The sequence below is a fragment of the Cohnella faecalis genome, from assembly GCF_003570905.1.
GTDB classification, from domain to species: domain Bacteria; phylum Bacillota; class Bacilli; order Paenibacillales; family Paenibacillaceae; genus Cohnella; species Cohnella faecalis.
This window is the reverse complement of record NZ_QXJM01000003.1, coordinates 1-18,048: the sequence shown is the minus strand read 5'-3', so window position 1 is coordinate 18,048 and position 18,048 is coordinate 1. Positions and strand designations below refer to the sequence as shown.

The following is an 18,048-nucleotide window of genomic DNA, read 5'->3' as shown; positions in this document are numbered from 1 at the left end:
CTTCGAGCAGAACGATGCGTCCAGGCTCGGTTTTCCACGATATCGCTCAGAAAAAATAATTTTTTCGGACAGCTTGCCTACAGTCGTTACAACCTCGAAGCGAGATCGGGTATACAGCTTGATCCGGTCGGGATAATTTGGAAGGATCGGGCTTGATTTCGGATAAATCCGTCAGCAAGTGATCCGGAAGCTGGCTCAGTGTCTGGCACAGCGCCTGAAAGTTCGCGTCCCCCGTCTTCCATCCGGTTAGAATAGGCTTATCGGGAAGCGCTCCCTGCTTCGAAGGGAGGACGAGGCCGTTGGCAAGCACCGCTTGCACCTTGCCGTCCGCTCCGAGCTCTGTCGCCACCTCTTCGAATTCTTGCAGCTTCACGGTAAGCTTGCCTGGAAAATGCTTGACGATCGAAGCCTCCTTAACCGGCTTCAGAGAACGCACTCTGGTCTCCAGCTTGCCGGAGGACGGAACGAAGAACGAATCGCCGACGTTGACAGCCAGCGCGGCTTTCACTTCTCGGCCGTCAAATACGAAGCGCCCTCCACGTTAATGACCTGAATTTTGGCAAGGAGGAGCGAAAAAAACAAAAAAACGAGAATGATGGCCAAGAGAGCGATCACGATCGCCAGCAGCTTTCGGCCTCGCTTTTTCCCTTGGCGGGGAGCTCCGCTTGCTTGAGCGCCGGAATCCTCTCGTTCATTCGTCAGTTCCCCTCCATTCTCCAAAATGCAACCATATGCCGATCCCGCTAGCGGACTTGTCCCAATCGCTTACAAAAAACGTCCCCGCTGCGGGAGACGGCCTGCTGGGCGGGATGCGTTACCTTTGACCCTGTAGCTTAAGGCTCTCGTTCGTTACGCGCACGATATCGCCGTTCAACTTGCTGAACATCGCCTCGATCCGATCGTAGCCGCGATCGATGTGATGAACTTGCTCGACGACCGTACGGCCATGCGCCGCGAGTCCGGCGATGACAAGCGCGGCTCCCGCGCGCAAATCGGTCGCTTCCACCGATGTGCCGTATAGCTGCGGCACGCCGCGGATAAAGGCGTGATTGAGATCGACTCTGATGTCCGCTCCCATGCGGCACAATTCGTCGACATGCTTGAAGCGGCCTTCGAATATCGTTTCCTTCATAACGCTTACGCCGTCCGACAGGGCAAGCAAGGTCATCACTTGAGCTTGGAGATCGGTCGGAAAAGCGGGTAAGGAGACGTAACGACGCGATCGACGGCTTTGAGCCGCCCCGATGCGCCGACCTTCATTATACCATCGCCGACGTCGATTTGAACACCGGCGCGCCTCAGCACGTGGATTAGCGACGTCAGATGAGCGGGATGCGCTCCTTCCAGCGTCACGTCCCCTCGGGTCGCAGCGGCTGCTACCATGACGGTTCCCGACACGATACGGTCGGAATAATCTCAAAGACGCAGCCTTCGAGCCGGTCGACGCCGTCTATGAAAATCGTGTCTGTACCGGCCCCCCGGACTTTGGCGCCAAGCTCGTTCAAAAACCGCTGCAAATCCTGGATTTCCGGCTCGCGGGCGGCGCCGACGATTGTCGTGCGCCCTTTGGCCAGAACGGCAGCCATCATTATATTCTCGGTCGCGCCTACGCTGGGAAAATCCAGAATAATTTCGGCGCCGGTCAGCCTCTTGGCCTTGCATACAATTCGGCTGCCCTTCTCTTCGATGTCCGCGCCAAGGGCGGCAAGCCCCCGCAAATGCAAATCGATTTTTCGTTCGCCAATCGCGCAGCCTCCGGGCTGGTAGAGCTGCACCTCGCCGAATCTGGCGAGAAGCGGGCCCATCAAAAAGACGGAGGAACGCATTTGACGCATCAAAGGCTCGGGAATATGCGACGAAGCGATATTCGCGCCGTCCAGGAGCACCGTCTGTTCCTCGTGCTCCGCCCGGCAGCCAAGTTGCGCAATATATCGAGCATTACGTCGATGTCCAGCAGCTGCGGTACGTTGAGGAGCTTCACGGATCCTTCGGCAAGCAGACTTGCGGCCAAAATCGGCAAAGCGGCGTTTTTGGCTCCGTGGATGCGAATGGTGCCCGAAAGCGGCTTTCCGCCTTCAATCACCAGTTTGTCCAAGGGTTCACCTCTTCCTTATCGCTCACCCATCAAGAGAACCTCCGGCACCAGATCAATTCCGAAGCGGTCTGCGATGGCGCCCTGTACCCGTTGGATGAGCTTTAGAACGTCCTCGCCGTCGCTCCGCCATGGTTAACGATAAAGTTGGCGTGCAGCAAGGAAACCTCGGCCCCGCCTTCGCGAGCCCCCTTGAGCCCGGCCGCTTCGATCAGCCTTGCGGCATGATCGTTCGGCGGGTTGCGGAATACGCTGCCCGCACAAGCCATCTGCAGCGGCTGCGTGCGCAGCCTGCGATCCTTGTAGGAAGCCATCGCCGCGGCGATTTCCTTGCGGTCTCCCGGCGCAAGCTCAAGCACGGCCCTCGTCACAATTCCCCGTCGTTCCTGAAGTACGGAATGCCGGTACGAGAATGCCATCTCTTCCTTGCCGAGAGTCGCCATGCTCCCGTCTTCCCAGACGATATCGGCCGACTTGAAAACACGTGATACGTCCGAACCGTGCGCACCGGCGTTCATATAGACGGCACCGCCCACCGTGCCGGAATTCCTCCGCGAACTCCAGCCCGGTCAGCCCTTCCTTGCCGGACATAACCGATAGCTTGATGAACGAATACGACGCGCCCGCTTGCGCCGCGTTTCCTTCGAAGCGAAGCCCCCCGAAGCCGTCACCAAGCTTGATAACGGCGCCGCGAACCCCTTTGTCGGAGACGAGCGTATTGGACCCCCTGCCGAGCATGGTCCACGGAACTCCCCGGCTATGAAGGACAGCCAGCGCAGCAGCGAGCTGTTCCTCGTCATCGGGAATGATCAGCACGTCCGCAGGCCCGCCGATTTTCCAGGTCGTATGATTGGCGAGCGGTTCGTTCGTCCACACGCGCCCTACCCCGGCGTGTTCCAGCTCCGCGGTCAATTGCTGCATGAAAGTTTCCTCCTTGGCGTGCCCGAATCCGGGTCGCCGCGCCGAAATCGGCCCTCGTCGACAGAACGGGACGATTTCAATCGCGGCGCCGAAATCGGCCCGCTGTGCAATTACAGGAATGTCAGCCGTTCCGTGAAGAAACGGCAGCCTTCATCCGGCGCGTGTGTCGCTGTCGGTCTCGCCGGCGCGAGAACAAGTTCGGCAGTCACGATCACGCTGTATCTTATGTCAGGCTGCAAGGGTGTGACAAATGCCCATTGCCCATCCCCTCAGCCGCATCGCCCGATGAAGAGCATTCCGTTCGAATTTATCGTTGCTGCCGGGTAACCCGGCGGATTTGCTCGTATATGGCGGCCGCCGCTTCCGGCATGCCGAGGGACCGCGACGCTTTGGACATCGCCGCGCGCCGATCGGAATCCCCCATAATGGCGGAAATCCGTTCGAAAAGCGCGTCGCCGGTCAGCTCGCGCTCCAGAATCATTTCGCCCGCGCCCGCGTCGGCGACGCTTCGGGCGTTCGGCTCCTGATGGTTGTTCGTTACGTTCGGCGACGGCACCAATATCGAAGGGACGCCGATCGCCGTTATTTCCGCGACCAGCGAAGCGCCGGCGCGGCTCACGACCAGCGAGGCCGCCGCCAATACTTCCGGCATGTTGTGCAAATAAGGCAGTACATGAATTCGGCTTTGCGAAGAAGACGCCAGTCCTTCGATTCGCGCCTTGGTCTCTTCATAGAACCGTTCTCCGTGACGATTACGACATGTACGTCCGGCAATGCAGAGAGCGCGGGCGACATTCGGACAGCCGCCTCGTTCAGCGCTTTGGCCCGCCGCTTCCGCCGACGACGACGACGAACGGCGTCTCGGGAGCCAGTCCGAGCGAAGCAAAGCCTTGCTTGCGGTCCGCTCGAAGAACGGCCGACGCGCACGGATTTCCGGCATGAACGACGTCCGGGCATTTGGCGAAATGCGGCTTCGATTCCGCAAAGCTGACGGCCACGCCTTTCACATAGCGGCTCAAAAAATGATTGGTAAGGCCGGGTACGACATTCTGCTCGTGAATGACCGTCGGAATGCCGAGCTTCGCCGCCGCGTAGACGACGGGACCGCACACATATCCTCCGGTGCCGACGACGACGTCCGGCTTGAATTTTTTCAGCAGCGCCTTCGAACGCCGCACCCCTTGCCAAAACCGCATTACTGTCCGTACGTTCTCGAACGACAGCGATCTCCTAAAGCCGGTAATGTGGATCGCTTCGAAAGGGATGCCTTGCTGCGGAACGATTCGGCTCTCCCCCCCCTCAGAGCTCCGATGTACAGGAAGGACGAATCCGGCTCCCGTTCCTTAATATCGCGGCCAATGGCCAGCGCAGGATAAATATGACCTCCGGTGCCTCCACCGGTCAACACGACACGCATGAACGTCACCTCGCATGACGGGATAAATTAAGTAAAATGCCAAGCGCCGTCAGCAGCAGCGTCAGCGACGAGCCTCCGTAGCTGACGAGCGGCAGCGTGATTCCCGTTACCGGCATCATGCCGATTACGACTCCGATATTGATAAGCAGCTTGCTCGCATCGGGATCGTCGGCATTTTCGCGTTCAGGTGCTTATCAATATCGGAGTCGTAATCGCATGATGCCGGTAACGGAATCACGCTGCCGCTCGTCAGCTACGGAGGCTCGTCGCTGACGCTGCTGCTGACGGCGCTTGGCATTTTACTTAATTTATCCCGTCATGCGAGGTGACGTTCATGCGTGTCGTGTTGACCGGTGGAGGCACCGGAGGTCATATTTATCCTGCGCTGGCCATTGGCCGCGATATTAAGGAACGGGAGCCGGATTCGTCCTTCCTGTACATCGGAGCTCTGAGGGGCTGGAGAGCCGAATCGTTCCGCAGCAAGGCATCCCTTTCGAAGCGATCCACATTACCGGCTTTAGGAGATCGCTGTCGTTCGAGAACGTACGGACAGTAATGCGGTTTTGGCAAGGGGTGCGGCGTTCGAAGGCGCTGCTGAAAAAATTCAAGCCGGACGTCGTCGTCGGCACCGGAGGATATGTGTGCGGTCCCGTCGTCTACGCGGCGGCGAAGCTCGGCATTCCGACGGTCATTCACGAGCAGAATGTCGTACCCGGCCTTACCAATCATTTTTTGAGCCGCTATGTGAAAGGCGTGGCCGTCAGCTTTGCGGAATCGAAGCCGCATTTCGCCAAATGCCCGGACGTCGTTCATGCCGAAATCCGTGCGCGTCGGCCGTTCTTCGAGCGGACCGCAAGCAAGGCTTTGCTTCGCTCGGACTGGCTCCCGAGACGCCGTTCGTCGTCGTCGTCGGCGGAAGCGGCGGGCCAAAGCGCTGAACGAGGCGGCTGTCCGAATGTCGCCCGCGCTCTCTGCATTGCCGGACGTACATGTCGTAATCGTCACGGGAGAACGGTTCTATGAAGAGACCAAGGCGCGAATCGAAGGACTGGCGTCTCTTCGCAAAGCCGAATTCATGTACTGCCTTATTTGCACAACATGCCGGAAGTATTGGCGGCGGCCTCGCTGGTCGTGAGCCGCGCCGGCGCTTCGCTGGTCGCGGAAATAACGGCGATCGGCGTCCCTTCGATATTGGTGCCGTCGCCGAACGTAACGAACAACCATCAGGAGCCGAACGCCCGAAGCGTCGCCGACGCGGGCGCGGGCGAAATGATTCTGGAGCGCGAGCTGACCGGCGACGCGCTTTTCGAACGGATTTCCGCCATTATGGGGGATTCCGATCGGCGCGCGGCGATGTCCAAAGCGTCGCGGTCCCTCGGCATGCCGGAAGCGGCGGCCGCCATATACGAGCAAATCCGCCGGGTTACCCGGCAGCAACGATAAATTCGAACGGAATGCTCTTCATCGGGCGATGCGGCTGAGGGGATGGGCAATGGGCATTTGTCACACCCCCTTGCAGCCTGACATAAGATACAGCGTGATCGTGACTGCCGAACTTGTTCTCGCGCCGGCGAGACCGACAGCGACACACGCGCCGGATGAAGGCTGCCGTTTCTTCACGGAACGGCTGACATTCCTGTAATTGCACAGCGGGCCGATTTCGGCGCCGCGATTGAAATCGTCCCGTTCTGTCGACGAGGGCCGATTTCGGCGCGGCGACCCGGATTCGGGCACGCCAAGGAGGAAACTTTCATGCAGCAATTGACCGCGGAGCTGGAACACGCCGGGTAGGGCGCGTGTGGACGAACGAACCGCTCGCCAATCATACGACCTGGAAAATCGGCGGGCCTGCGGACGTGCTGATCATTCCCGATGACGAGGAACAGCTCGCTGCTGCGCTGGCTGTCCTTCATAGCCGGGAGTTCCGTGGACCATGCTCGGCAGGGGGTCCAATACGCTCGTCTCCGACAAAGGGTTCGCGGCGCCGTTATCAAGCTTGGTGACGGCTTCGGGGGCTTCGCTTCGAAGGAAACGCGGCGCAAGCGGCGCGTCGTATTCGTTCATCAAGCTATCGGTTATGTCCGGCAAGGAAGGGCTGACCGGGCTGGAGTTCGCGGGAGGAATTCCCGGCACGGTGGGCGGTGCCGTCTATATGAACGCCGGTGCGCACGGTTCGGACGTATCACGTGTTTTCAAGTCGGCCGATATCGTCTGGGAAGACGGGAGCATGGCGACTCTCGGCAAGGAAGAGATGGCATTCTCGTACCCGCATTCCGTACTTCAGGAACGACGGGAATTGTGACGAGGCCGTGCTTGAGCTTGCGCCGGGAGACCGCAAGGAAATCGCCGCGGCGATGGCTTCCTACAAGGATCGCAGGCTGCGCACGCAGCCGCTGCAGATGGCTTGTGCGGGCAGCGTATTCCGCAACCCGCCGAACGATCATGCCGCAAGGCTGATCGAAGCGGCCGGGCTCAAGGGGGCTCGCGAAGGCGGGCCGAGGTTTCCTTGCTGCACGCCAACTTTATCGTTAACCATGGCGGAGCGACGGCCGAGGACGTTCTAAAGCTCATCCAACGGGTACAGGGCGCCATCGCAGACCGCTTCGGAATTGATCTGGTGCCGGAGGTTCTCTTGATGGGTGAGCGATAAGGAAGAGGTGAACCCCTTGGACAAACTGGTGATTGAAGGCGGAAAGCCGCTTTCGGGCACCATTCGCATCCACGGAGCCAAAAACGCCGCTTTGCCGATTTTGGCCGCAAGTCTGCTTGCCGAAGGATCCGTGAAGCTCCTCAACGTACCGCAGCTGCTGGACATCGACGTAATGCTCGATATATTGCGCAACTTGGGCTGCCGGCGGAGCACGAGGAACAGACGGTGCTCCTGGACGGCGCGAATATCGCTTCGTCGCATATTCCCGAGCCTTTGATGCGTCAAATGCGTTCCTCCGTCTTTTTGATGGCCCGCTTCTCGCCAGATTCGGCGAGGTGCAGCTCTACCAGCCCGGAGGCTGCGCGATTGGCGAACGAAAAATCGATTTGCATTTGCGGGGCTTGCCGCCCTTGGCGCGGACATCGAAGAGAAGGCAGCCGAATTGTATGCAAGGCCAAGAGGCTGACCGGCGCCGAAATTATTCTGGATTTCCCAGCGTAGGCGCGACCGAGAATATAATGATGGCTGCCGTTCTGGCCAAAGGCGCACGACAATCGTCGGCGCCGCCCGCGAGCCGGAAATCCAGGATTTGCAGCGGTTTTTGAACGAGCTTGGCGCCAAAGTCCGGGGGGCCGGTACAGACACGATTTTCATAGACGGCGTCGACCGGCTCGAAGGCTGCGTCTTTGAGATTATTCCCGACCGTATCGTGTCGGGAACCGTCATGTAGCAGCCGCTGCGACCCGAGGGGACGTGACGCTGGAAGGAGCGCATCCCGCTCATCTGACGTCGCTAATCCACGTGCTGAGGCGCGCCGGTGTTCAAATCGACGTCGGCGATGGTATAATGAAGGTCGGCGCATCGGGGCGGCTCAAAGCCGTCGATCGCGTCGTTACGTCTCCTTACCCCGCTTTTCCGACCGATCTCCAAGCTCAAGTGATGACCTTGCTTGCCCTGTCGGACGGCGTAAGCGTTATGAAGGAAACGATATTCGAAGGCCGCTTCAAGCATGTCGACGAATTGTGCCGCATGGGAGCGGACATCAGAGTCGATCTCAATCACGCCTTTATCCGCGGCGTGCCGCAGCTATACGGCACATCGGTGGAAGCGACCGATTTGCGCGCGGGAGCCGCGCTTGTCATCGCCGGACTCGCGGCGCATGGCCGTACGGTCGTCGAGCAAGTTCATCACATCGATCGCGGCTACGATCGGATCGAGGCGATGTTCAGCAAGTTGAACGGCGATATCGTGCGCGTAACGAACGAGAGCCTTAAGCTACAGGTCAAAGGTAACGCATCCCCGCCCAGCAGGCCGTCTCCCGCAGCGGGGACGTTTTTTGTAAGCGATTGGACAAGTCCGCTAGCGGATCGGCATATGGTTGCATTTTGGAGAATGGAGGGGAACTGACGAATGAACGAGAGGATTCCGGCGCTCAAGCAAGCGGAGCTCCCGCCAAGGGAAAAAAGCGAGGCCGAAAGCTGCTGGCGATCGTGATCGCTCTCTTGGCCATCATTCTCGTTTTTTGTTTTTTCGCTCCTCCTTGGCCAAAATTCAGGTCATTAACGTGGAGGGCGCTTCGTATTTGACGGCCGAGGAAGTGAAAGCCGCGCTGGCTGTCAACGTCGGCGATTCGTTCTTCGTTCCGTCCTCCGCAAGCTGGAGACCAGAGTGCGTTCTCTGAAGCCGGTTAAGGAGGCTTCGATCGTCAAGCATTTTCCAGGCAAGCTTACCGTGAAGCTGCAAGAATTCGAAGAGGTGGCGACAGAGCTCGGAGCGGACGGCAAGGTGCAAGCGGTGCTTGCCAACGGCCTCGTCCTCCCTTCGAAGCAGGGAGCGCTTCCCGATAAGCCTATTCTAACCGGATGGAAGACGGGACGCGAACTTTCAGGCGCTGTGCCAGACACTGAGCCAGCTTCCGGATCACTTGCTGACGGATTTATCCGAAATCAAGCCCGATCCTTCCAAATCTTATCCCGACCGGATCAAGCTGTATACCGATCTCGCTTCGAGGTTGTAACGACTGTAGGCAAGCTGTCCGAAAAAATTATTTTTCTGAGCGATATCGTGGAAAACCGCGAGCCTGGACGCATCGTTCTGCTCGAAGCGACACCTATTTTCCGTATTCGGCACGCCGACAGGACGGGGCGGATTCGCAATCTTGATCCGACAAGACGGCTAAGCATTCGCCGAATACGGAAAATAGGTCTTCGAGCAGAACGATGCGTCCAGGCTCGCGGTTTCCACGATATCGCTCAGAAAAATAATTTTTTCGGACAGCTTGCCTACAGTCGTTACAACCTCGAAGCGAGATCGGGTATACAGCTTGATCCGGTCGGGATAAGATTTGGAAGGATCGGGCTTGATTTCGGATAAATCCGTCAGCAAGTGATCCGGAAGCTGGCTCAGTGTCTGGCACAGCGCCTGAAAGTTCGCGTCCCCCGTCTTCCATCCGGTTAGAATAGGCTTATCGGGAAGCGCTCCCTGCTTCGAAGGGAGGACGAGGCCGTTGGCAAGCACCGCTTGCACCTTGCCGTCCGCTCCGAGCTCTGTCGCCACCTCTTCGAATTCTTGCAGCTTCACGGTAAGCTTGCCTGGAAAATGCTTGACGATCGAAGCCTCCTTAACCGGCTTCAGAGAACGCACTCTGGTCTCCAGCTTGCCGGAGGACGGAACGAAGAACGAATCGCCGACGTTGACAGCCAGCGCGGCTTTCACTTCCTCGGCCGTCAAATACGAAGCGCCCTCCACGTTAATGACCTGAATTTTGGCCAAGGAGGAGCGAAAAAACAAAAAAACGAGAATGATGGCCAAGAGAGCGATCACGATCGCCAGCAGCTTTCGGCCTCGCTTTTTTCCCTTGGCGGGGAGCTCCGCTTGCTTGAGCGCCGGAATCCTCTCGTTCATTCGTCAGTTCCCCTCCATTCTCCAAAATGCAACCATATGCCGATCCGCTAGCGGACTTGTCCCAATCGCTTACAAAAAACGTCCCCGCTGCGGGAGACGGCCTGCTGGGCGGGATGCGTTACCTTTGACCCTGTAGCTTAAGGCTCTCGTTCGTTACGCGCACGATATCGCCGTTCAACTTGCTGAACATCGCCTCGATCCGATCGTAGCCGCGATCGATGTGATGAACTTGCTCGACGACCGTACGGCCATGCGCCGCGAGTCCGGCGATGACAAGCGCGGCTCCCGCGCGCAAATCGGTCGCTTCCACCGATGTGCCGTATAGCTGCGGCACGCCGCGGATAAAGGCGTGATTGAGATCGACTCTGATGTCCGCTCCCATGCGGCACAATTCGTCGACATGCTTGAAGCGGCCTTCGAATATCGTTTCCTTCATAACGCTTACGCCGTCCGACAGGGCAAGCAAGGTCATCACTTGAGCTTGGAGATCGGTCGGAAAAGCGGGGTAAGGAGACGTAACGACGCGATCGACGGCTTTGAGCCGCCCCGATGCGCCGACCTTCATTATACCATCGCCGACGTCGATTTGAACACCGGCGCGCCTCAGCACGTGGATTAGCGACGTCAGATGAGCGGGATGCGCTCCTTCCAGCGTCACGTCCCCTCGGGTCGCAGCGGCTGCTACCATGACGGTTCCCGACACGATACGGTCGGGAATAATCTCAAAGACGCAGCCTTCGAGCCGGTCGACGCCGTCTATGAAAATCGTGTCTGTACCGGCCCCCGGACTTTGGCGCCAAGCTCGTTCAAAAACCGCTGCAAATCCTGGATTTCCGGCTCGCGGGCGGCGCCGACGATTGTCGTGCGCCCTTTGGCCAGAACGGCAGCCATCATTATATTCTCGGTCGCGCCTACGCTGGGAAAATCCAGAATAATTTCGGCGCCGGTCAGCCTCTTGGCCTTGCATACAATTCGGCTGCCCTTCTCTTCGATGTCCGCGCCAAGGGCGGCAAGCCCCGCAAATGCAAATCGATTTTTCGTTCGCCAATCGCGCAGCCTCCGGGCTGGTAGAGCTGCACCTCGCCGAATCTGGCGAGAAGCGGGCCCATCAAAAAGACGGAGGAACGCATTTGACGCATCAAAGGCTCGGGAATATGCGACGAAGCGATATTCGCGCCGTCCAGGAGCACCGTCTGTTCCTCGTGCTCCGCCCGGCAGCCCAAGTTGCGCAATATATCGAGCATTACGTCGATGTCCAGCAGCTGCGGTACGTTGAGGAGCTTCACGGATCCTTCGGCAAGCAGACTTGCGGCCAAAATCGGCAAAGCGGCGTTTTTGGCTCCGTGGATGCGAATGGTGCCCGAAAGCGGCTTTCCGCCTTCAATCACCAGTTTGTCCAAGGGGTTCACCTCTTCCTTATCGCTCACCCATCAAGAGAACCTCCGGCACCAGATCAATTCCGAAGCGGTCTGCGATGGCGCCCTGTACCCGTTGGATGAGCTTTAGAACGTCCTCGGCCGTCGCTCCGCCATGGTTAACGATAAAGTTGGCGTGCAGCAAGGAAACCTCGCCCCGCCTTCGCGAGCCCCCTTGAGCCCGGCCGCTTCGATCAGCCTTGCGGCATGATCGTTCGGCGGGTTGCGGAATACGCTGCCCGCACAAGCCATCTGCAGCGGCTGCGTGCGCAGCCTGCGATCCTTGTAGGAAGCCATCGCCGCGGCGATTTCCTTGCGGTCTCCCGGCGCAAGCTCAAGCACGGCCCTCGTCACAATTCCCCGTCGTTCCTGAAGTACGGAATGCCGGTACGAGAATGCCATCTCTTCCTTGCCGAGAGTCGCCATGCTCCCGTCTTCCCAGACGATATCGGCCGACTTGAAAACACGTGATACGTCCGAACCGTGCGCACCGGCGTTCATATAGACGGCACCGCCCACCGTGCCGGGAATTCCTCCCGCGAACTCCAGCCCGGTCAGCCCTTCCTTGCCGGACATAACCGATAGCTTGATGAACGAATACGACGCGCCCGCTTGCGCCGCGTTTCCTTCGAAGCGAAGCCCCCCGAAGCCGTCACCAAGCTTGATAACGGCGCCGCGAACCCCTTTGTCGGAGACGAGCGTATTGGACCCCCTGCCGAGCATGGTCCACGGAACTCCCCGGCTATGAAGGACAGCCAGCGCAGCAGCGAGCTGTTCCTCGTCATCGGGAATGATCAGCACGTCCGCAGGCCCGCCGATTTTCCAGGTCGTATGATTGGCGAGCGGTTCGTTCGTCCACACGCGCCCTACCCCGGCGTGTTCCAGCTCCGCGGTCAATTGCTGCATGAAAGTTTCCTCCTTGGCGTGCCCGAATCCGGGTCGCCGCGCCGAAATCGGCCCTCGTCGACAGAACGGGACGATTTCAATCGCGGCGCCGAAATCGGCCCGCTGTGCAATTACAGGAATGTCAGCCGTTCCGTGAAGAAACGGCAGCCTTCATCCGGCGCGTGTGTCGCTGTCGGTCTCGCCGGCGCGAGAACAAGTTCGGCAGTCACGATCACGCTGTATCTTATGTCAGGCTGCAAGGGGGTGTGACAAATGCCCATTGCCCATCCCCTCAGCCGCATCGCCCGATGAAGAGCATTCCGTTCGAATTTATCGTTGCTGCCGGGTAACCCGGCGGATTTGCTCGTATATGGCGGCCGCCGCTTCCGGCATGCCGAGGGACCGCGACGCTTTGGACATCGCCGCGCGCCGATCGGAATCCCCATAATGGCGGAAATCCGTTCGAAAAGCGCGTCGCCGGTCAGCTCGCGCTCCAGAATCATTTCGCCCGCGCCCGCGTCGGCGACGCTTCGGGCGTTCGGCTCCTGATGGTTGTTCGTTACGTTCGGCGACGGCACCAATATCGAAGGGACGCCGATCGCCGTTATTTCCGCGACCAGCGAAGCGCCGGCGCGGCTCACGACCAGCGAGGCCGCCGCCAATACTTCCGGCATGTTGTGCAAATAAGGCAGTACATGAATTCGGCTTTGCGAAGAAGACGCCAGTCCTTCGATTCGCGCCTTGGTCTCTTCATAGAACCGTTCTCCCGTGACGATTACGACATGTACGTCCGGCAATGCAGAGAGCGCGGGCGACATTCGGACAGCCGCCTCGTTCAGCGCTTTGGCCCGCCGCTTCCGCCGACGACGACGACGAACGGCGTCTCGGGAGCCAGTCCGAGCGAAGCAAAGCCTTGCTTGCGGTCCGCTCGAAGAACGGCCGACGCGCACGGATTTCCGGCATGAACGACGTCCGGGCATTTGGCGAAATGCGGCTTCGATTCCGCAAAGCTGACGGCCACGCCTTTCACATAGCGGCTCAAAAAATGATTGGTAAGGCCGGGTACGACATTCTGCTCGTGAATGACCGTCGGAATGCCGAGCTTCGCCGCCGCGTAGACGACGGGACCGCACACATATCCTCCGGTGCCGACGACGACGTCCGGCTTGAATTTTTTCAGCAGCGCCTTCGAACGCCGCACCCCTTGCCAAAACCGCATTACTGTCCGTACGTTCTCGAACGACAGCGATCTCCTAAAGCCGGTAATGTGGATCGCTTCGAAAGGGATGCCTTGCTGCGGAACGATTCGGCTCTCCAGCCCCTCAGAGCTCCGATGTACAGGAAGGACGAATCCGGCTCCCGTTCCTTAATATCGCGGCCAATGGCCAGCGCAGGATAAATATGACCTCCGGTGCCTCCACCGGTCAACACGACACGCATGAACGTCACCTCGCATGACGGGATAAATTAAGTAAAATGCCAAGCGCCGTCAGCAGCAGCGTCAGCGACGAGCCTCCGTAGCTGACGAGCGGCAGCGTGATTCCCGTTACCGGCATCATGCCGATTACGACTCCGATATTGATAAGCACCTGAACGCGAAAATGCCGACGATTTCGCGGTGCAGTGCTTATCAATATCGGAGTCGTAATCGGCATGATGCCGGTAACGGGAATCACGCTGCCGCTCGTCAGCTACGGAGGCTCGTCGCTGACGCTGCTGCTGACGGCGCTTGGCATTTTACTTAATTTATCCCGTCATGCGAGGTGACGTTCATGCGTGTCGTGTTGACCGGTGGAGGCACCGGAGGTCATATTTATCCTGCGCTGGCCATTGGCCGCGATATTAAGGAACGGGAGCCGGATTCGTCCTTCCTGTACATCGGAGCTCTGAGGGGGCTGGAGAGCCGAATCGTTCCGCAGCAAGGCATCCCTTTCGAAGCGATCCACATTACCGGCTTTAGGAGATCGCTGTCGTTCGAGAACGTACGGACAGTAATGCGGTTTTGGCAAGGGGTGCGGCGTTCGAAGGCGCTGCTGAAAAAATTCAAGCCGGACGTCGTCGTCGGCACCGGAGGATATGTGTGCGGTCCCGTCGTCTACGCGGCGGCGAAGCTCGGCATTCCGACGGTCATTCACGAGCAGAATGTCGTACCCGGCCTTACCAATCATTTTTTGAGCCGCTATGTGAAAGGCGTGGCCGTCAGCTTTGCGGAATCGAAGCCGCATTTCGCCAAATGCCCGGACGTCGTTCATGCCGGAAATCCGTGCGCGTCGGCCGTTCTTCGAGCGGACCGCAAGCAAGGCTTTGCTTCGCTCGGACTGGCTCCCGAGACGCCGTTCGTCGTCGTCGTCGGCGGAAGCGGCGGGGCCAAAGCGCTGAACGAGGCGGCTGTCCGAATGTCGCCCGCGCTCTCTGCATTGCCGGACGTACATGTCGTAATCGTCACGGGAGAACGGTTCTATGAAGAGACCAAGGCGCGAATCGAAGGACTGGCGTCTTCTTCGCAAAGCCGAATTCATGTACTGCCTTATTTGCACAACATGCCGGAAGTATTGGCGGCGGCCTCGCTGGTCGTGAGCCGCGCCGGCGCTTCGCTGGTCGCGGAAATAACGGCGATCGGCGTCCCTTCGATATTGGTGCCGTCGCCGAACGTAACGAACAACCATCAGGAGCCGAACGCCCGAAGCGTCGCCGACGCGGGCGCGGGCGAAATGATTCTGGAGCGCGAGCTGACCGGCGACGCGCTTTTCGAACGGATTTCCGCCATTATGGGGGATTCCGATCGGCGCGCGGCGATGTCCAAAGCGTCGCGGTCCCTCGGCATGCCGGAAGCGGCGGCCGCCATATACGAGCAAATCCGCCGGGTTACCCGGCAGCAACGATAAATTCGAACGGAATGCTCTTCATCGGGCGATGCGGCTGAGGGGATGGGCAATGGGCATTTGTCACACCCCCTTGCAGCCTGACATAAGATACAGCGTGATCGTGACTGCCGAACTTGTTCTCGCGCCGGCGAGACCGACAGCGACACACGCGCCGGATGAAGGCTGCCGTTTCTTCACGGAACGGCTGACATTCCTGTAATTGCACAGCGGGCCGATTTCGGCGCCGCGATTGAAATCGTCCCGTTCTGTCGACGAGGGCCGATTTCGGCGCGGCGACCCGGATTCGGGCACGCCAAGGAGGAAACTTTCATGCAGCAATTGACCGCGGAGCTGGAACACGCCGGGGTAGGGCGCGTGTGGACGAACGAACCGCTCGCCAATCATACGACCTGGAAAATCGGCGGGCCTGCGGACGTGCTGATCATTCCCGATGACGAGGAACAGCTCGCTGCTGCGCTGGCTGTCCTTCATAGCCGGGGAGTTCCGTGGACCATGCTCGGCAGGGGGTCCAATACGCTCGTCTCCGACAAAGGGGTTCGCGGCGCCGTTATCAAGCTTGGTGACGGCTTCGGGGGGCTTCGCTTCGAAGGAAACGCGGCGCAAGCGGGCGCGTCGTATTCGTTCATCAAGCTATCGGTTATGTCCGGCAAGGAAGGGCTGACCGGGCTGGAGTTCGCGGGAGGAATTCCCGGCACGGTGGGCGGTGCCGTCTATATGAACGCCGGTGCGCACGGTTCGGACGTATCACGTGTTTTCAAGTCGGCCGATATCGTCTGGGAAGACGGGAGCATGGCGACTCTCGGCAAGGAAGAGATGGCATTCTCGTACCGGCATTCCGTACTTCAGGAACGACGGGGAATTGTGACGAGGGCCGTGCTTGAGCTTGCGCCGGGAGACCGCAAGGAAATCGCCGCGGCGATGGCTTCCTACAAGGATCGCAGGCTGCGCACGCAGCCGCTGCAGATGGCTTGTGCGGGCAGCGTATTCCGCAACCCGCCGAACGATCATGCCGCAAGGCTGATCGAAGCGGCCGGGCTCAAGGGGGCTCGCGAAGGCGGGGCCGAGGTTTCCTTGCTGCACGCCAACTTTATCGTTAACCATGGCGGAGCGACGGCCGAGGACGTTCTAAAGCTCATCCAACGGGTACAGGGCGCCATCGCAGACCGCTTCGGAATTGATCTGGTGCCGGAGGTTCTCTTGATGGGTGAGCGATAAGGAAGAGGTGAACCCCTTGGACAAACTGGTGATTGAAGGCGGAAAGCCGCTTTCGGGCACCATTCGCATCCACGGAGCCAAAAACGCCGCTTTGCCGATTTTGGCCGCAAGTCTGCTTGCCGAAGGATCCGTGAAGCTCCTCAACGTACCGCAGCTGCTGGACATCGACGTAATGCTCGATATATTGCGCAACTTGGGCTGCCGGGCGGAGCACGAGGAACAGACGGTGCTCCTGGACGGCGCGAATATCGCTTCGTCGCATATTCCGAGCCTTTGATGCGTCAAATGCGTTCCTCCGTCTTTTTGATGGGCCCGCTTCTCGCCAGATTCGGCGAGGTGCAGCTCTACCAGCCCGGAGGCTGCGCGATTGGCGAACGAAAAATCGATTTGCATTTGCGGGGGCTTGCCGCCCTTGGCGCGGACATCGAAGAGAAGGGCAGCCGAATTGTATGCAAGGCCAAGAGGCTGACCGGCGCCGAAATTATTCTGGATTTTCCCAGCGTAGGCGCGACCGAGAATATAATGATGGCTGCCGTTCTGGCCAAAGGGCGCACGACAATCGTCGGCGCCGCCCGCGAGCCGGAAATCCAGGATTTGCAGCGGTTTTTGAACGAGCTTGGCGCCAAAGTCCGGGGGCCGGTACAGACACGATTTTCATAGACGGCGTCGACCGGCTCGAAGGCTGCGTCTTTGAGATTATTCCCGACCGTATCGTGTCGGGAACCGTCATGGTAGCAGCCGCTGCGACCCGAGGGGACGTGACGCTGGAAGGAGCGCATCCCGCTCATCTGACGTCGCTAATCCACGTGCTGAGGCGCGCCGGTGTTCAAATCGACGTCGGCGATGGTATAATGAAGGTCGGCGCATCGGGCGCTCAAAGCCGTCGATCGCGTCGTTACGTCTCCTTACCCCGCTTTTCCGACCGATCTCCAAGCTCAAGTGATGACCTTGCTTGCCCTGTCGGACGGCGTAAGCGTTATGAAGGAAACGATATTCGAAGGCCGCTTCAAGCATGTCGACGAATTGTGCCGCATGGGAGCGACATCAGAGTCGATCTCAATCACGCCTTTATCCGCGGCGTGCCGCAGCTATACGGCACATCGGTGGAAGCGACCGATTTGCGCGCGGGAGCCGCGCTTGTCATCGCCGGACTCGCGGCGCATGGCCGTACGGTCGTCGAGCAAGTTCATCACATCGATCGCGGCTACGATCGGATCGAGGCGATGTTCAGCAAGTTGAACGGCGATATCGTGCGCGTAACGAACGAGAGCCTTAAGCTACAGGGTCAAGGTAACGCATCCCCGCCCAGCAGCGGGGTCTCCGCAGCGGGGACGTTTTTGTAAGCGATTGGGACAAGTCCGCTAGCGGGATCGGCATATGGTTGCATTTGGAGAATGGAGGGAACTGACGAATGAACGAGAGGATTCCGGCGCTCAAGCAAGCGGAGCTCCCCGCCAAGGGAAAAAAGCGAGAGCCGAAAGCTGCTGGCGATCTGATCGCTCTCTTGGCCATCATTCTCGTTTTTTTGTTTTTTCGCTCCCTTGCCAAAATTCAGGTCATTAACGTGGAGGCGCTTCGTATTTGACGGCCGAGGAAGTGAAAGCGCGCTGGCTGTCAACGTCGGCGATTCGTTCTTCGTTCCGTCCTCCGGCAAGCTGGAGACC

General features: G+C 59.2%; 9 protein-coding genes and 14 pseudogenes. 11 read left to right on the top strand and 12 right to left on the bottom strand.

What is annotated here, in order from left to right:
* Positions 1–46 precede the first annotated feature (46 nt).
* The 6 genes and pseudogenes from D3H35_RS00295 to D3H35_RS00270 form a co-directional block, all read right to left on the bottom strand.
* On the bottom strand, positions 47–508 hold the full coding sequence (locus D3H35_RS00295; protein WP_119147282.1) for a cell division protein FtsQ/DivIB: 462 nt from the start codon (positions 506–508) through the stop codon (positions 47–49).
* Entirely contained in the window at positions 505–720 is a 216-nt protein-coding gene (locus D3H35_RS00290) for a hypothetical protein (RefSeq protein WP_119147281.1), read from the bottom strand. Before D3H35_RS00290 ends, D3H35_RS00295 begins: the two co-directional genes overlap by 4 nt.
* Positions 721–814: 94 nt before the next feature.
* Positions 815–2,095 (bottom strand): annotated as a pseudogene (gene murA, locus D3H35_RS00285) (UDP-N-acetylglucosamine 1-carboxyvinyltransferase).
* Between the two features lie 15 nt (positions 2,096–2,110).
* Positions 2,111–3,013: pseudogene (gene murB / locus D3H35_RS00280) on the bottom strand (UDP-N-acetylmuramate dehydrogenase).
* A 307-nt stretch (positions 3,014–3,320) separates the two neighbouring features.
* Positions 3,321–4,430: pseudogene (gene murG, locus D3H35_RS00275) on the bottom strand (undecaprenyldiphospho-muramoylpentapeptide beta-N-acetylglucosaminyltransferase).
* A 5-nt stretch (positions 4,431–4,435) separates the two neighbouring features.
* Positions 4,436–4,588: pseudogene (locus tag D3H35_RS00270) on the bottom strand (FtsW/RodA/SpoVE family cell cycle protein); the annotation flags it as partial.
* Between D3H35_RS00270 and D3H35_RS33880 the strand changes: the two are divergent.
* The 4 genes and pseudogenes from D3H35_RS33880 to murB (D3H35_RS00250) form a co-directional block, all read left to right on the top strand.
* A pseudogene (locus D3H35_RS33880) lies at positions 4,580–4,759 on the top strand (FtsW/RodA/SpoVE family cell cycle protein); the annotation flags it as partial. The pseudogenes D3H35_RS00270 and D3H35_RS33880 overlap by 9 nt on opposite strands.
* Positions 4,760–4,764: 5 nt before the next feature.
* Positions 4,765–5,453, top strand: a pseudogene (locus D3H35_RS34445) (UDP-N-acetylglucosamine--N-acetylmuramyl-(pentapeptide) pyrophosphoryl-undecaprenol N-acetylglucosamine transferase).
* 75 nt (positions 5,454–5,528) lie between these two features.
* Entirely contained in the window at positions 5,529–5,873 is a 345-nt protein-coding gene (locus D3H35_RS34440) for a UDP-N-acetylglucosamine--N-acetylmuramyl-(pentapeptide) pyrophosphoryl-undecaprenol N-acetylglucosamine transferase (RefSeq protein WP_411675112.1), read from the top strand.
* A 309-nt stretch (positions 5,874–6,182) separates the two neighbouring features.
* Positions 6,183–7,080: pseudogene (murB, locus tag D3H35_RS00250) on the top strand (UDP-N-acetylmuramate dehydrogenase).
* Here the strand turns inward: murB (D3H35_RS00250) and D3H35_RS35300 are convergent.
* Positions 6,991–7,365, bottom strand: coding sequence for a hypothetical protein (locus D3H35_RS35300; protein ID WP_459178240.1), 375 nt, complete (start codon positions 7,363–7,365; stop codon positions 6,991–6,993). The pseudogene murB (D3H35_RS00250) and the gene D3H35_RS35300 sit on opposite strands and share 90 nt — an antisense overlap.
* Before the next feature lie 80 nt (positions 7,366–7,445).
* Here D3H35_RS35300 and D3H35_RS33325 point away from each other — a divergent pair.
* Positions 7,446–7,810, top strand: a pseudogene (locus D3H35_RS33325) (hypothetical protein).
* Positions 7,811–7,833: 23 nt separating this feature from the next.
* The gene (locus D3H35_RS31700) at positions 7,834–8,487 is read left to right on the top strand and encodes a hypothetical protein (protein WP_233567656.1); all 654 of its coding nucleotides are present in this window, start codon (positions 7,834–7,836) and stop codon (positions 8,485–8,487) included.
* Between the two features lie 768 nt (positions 8,488–9,255).
* Here the strand turns inward: D3H35_RS31700 and D3H35_RS00235 are convergent.
* The 5 genes and pseudogenes from D3H35_RS00235 to D3H35_RS34435 all read right to left on the bottom strand — a co-directional run.
* Positions 9,256–9,984 (bottom strand): cell division protein FtsQ/DivIB, encoded by a 729-nt coding sequence (locus tag D3H35_RS00235; RefSeq protein WP_119147278.1) that lies wholly within the window; start codon positions 9,982–9,984, stop codon positions 9,256–9,258.
* A gap of 118 nt (positions 9,985–10,102) precedes the next feature.
* Positions 10,103–11,384, bottom strand: a pseudogene (gene murA / locus D3H35_RS00230) (UDP-N-acetylglucosamine 1-carboxyvinyltransferase).
* 91 nt (positions 11,385–11,475) lie between these two features.
* Positions 11,476–12,305, bottom strand: a pseudogene (murB, locus tag D3H35_RS00225) (UDP-N-acetylmuramate dehydrogenase); the annotation flags it as partial.
* A gap of 309 nt (positions 12,306–12,614) precedes the next feature.
* Positions 12,615–13,724 (bottom strand): annotated as a pseudogene (gene murG, locus D3H35_RS00220) (undecaprenyldiphospho-muramoylpentapeptide beta-N-acetylglucosaminyltransferase).
* A gap of 5 nt (positions 13,725–13,729) precedes the next feature.
* Positions 13,730–13,879 (bottom strand): annotated as a pseudogene (locus D3H35_RS34435) (FtsW/RodA/SpoVE family cell cycle protein); the annotation flags it as partial.
* Positions 13,880–13,907: 28 nt separating this feature from the next.
* On the opposite strand from D3H35_RS34435, the pseudogene D3H35_RS00210 reads away from it, so the two are divergent.
* From D3H35_RS00210 to D3H35_RS30495, 5 genes and pseudogenes are all read left to right on the top strand, one after another.
* A pseudogene (locus D3H35_RS00210) lies at positions 13,908–14,051 on the top strand (FtsW/RodA/SpoVE family cell cycle protein); the annotation flags it as partial.
* 5 nt (positions 14,052–14,056) lie between these two features.
* Positions 14,057–15,169, top strand: a complete 1,113-nt coding sequence (gene murG, locus D3H35_RS00205; protein WP_119147277.1) for an undecaprenyldiphospho-muramoylpentapeptide beta-N-acetylglucosaminyltransferase — start codon at positions 14,057–14,059, stop codon at positions 15,167–15,169.
* Positions 15,170–15,478: 309 nt separating this feature from the next.
* Positions 15,479–16,384 carry a UDP-N-acetylmuramate dehydrogenase gene (gene murB, locus D3H35_RS00200; RefSeq protein WP_119147276.1) on the top strand — a complete coding sequence of 302 codons (906 nt, stop codon included), beginning with the start codon at positions 15,479–15,481 and terminating at the stop codon, positions 16,382–16,384.
* 16 nt (positions 16,385–16,400) lie between these two features.
* Positions 16,401–17,727 (top strand): annotated as a pseudogene (gene murA, locus D3H35_RS33320) (UDP-N-acetylglucosamine 1-carboxyvinyltransferase).
* Positions 17,728–17,795: 68 nt separating this feature from the next.
* Positions 17,796–17,969, top strand: a complete 174-nt coding sequence (locus tag D3H35_RS30495; RefSeq protein WP_158593864.1) for a hypothetical protein — start codon at positions 17,796–17,798, stop codon at positions 17,967–17,969.
* The last annotated feature ends 79 nt before the right edge of the window (positions 17,970–18,048 follow it).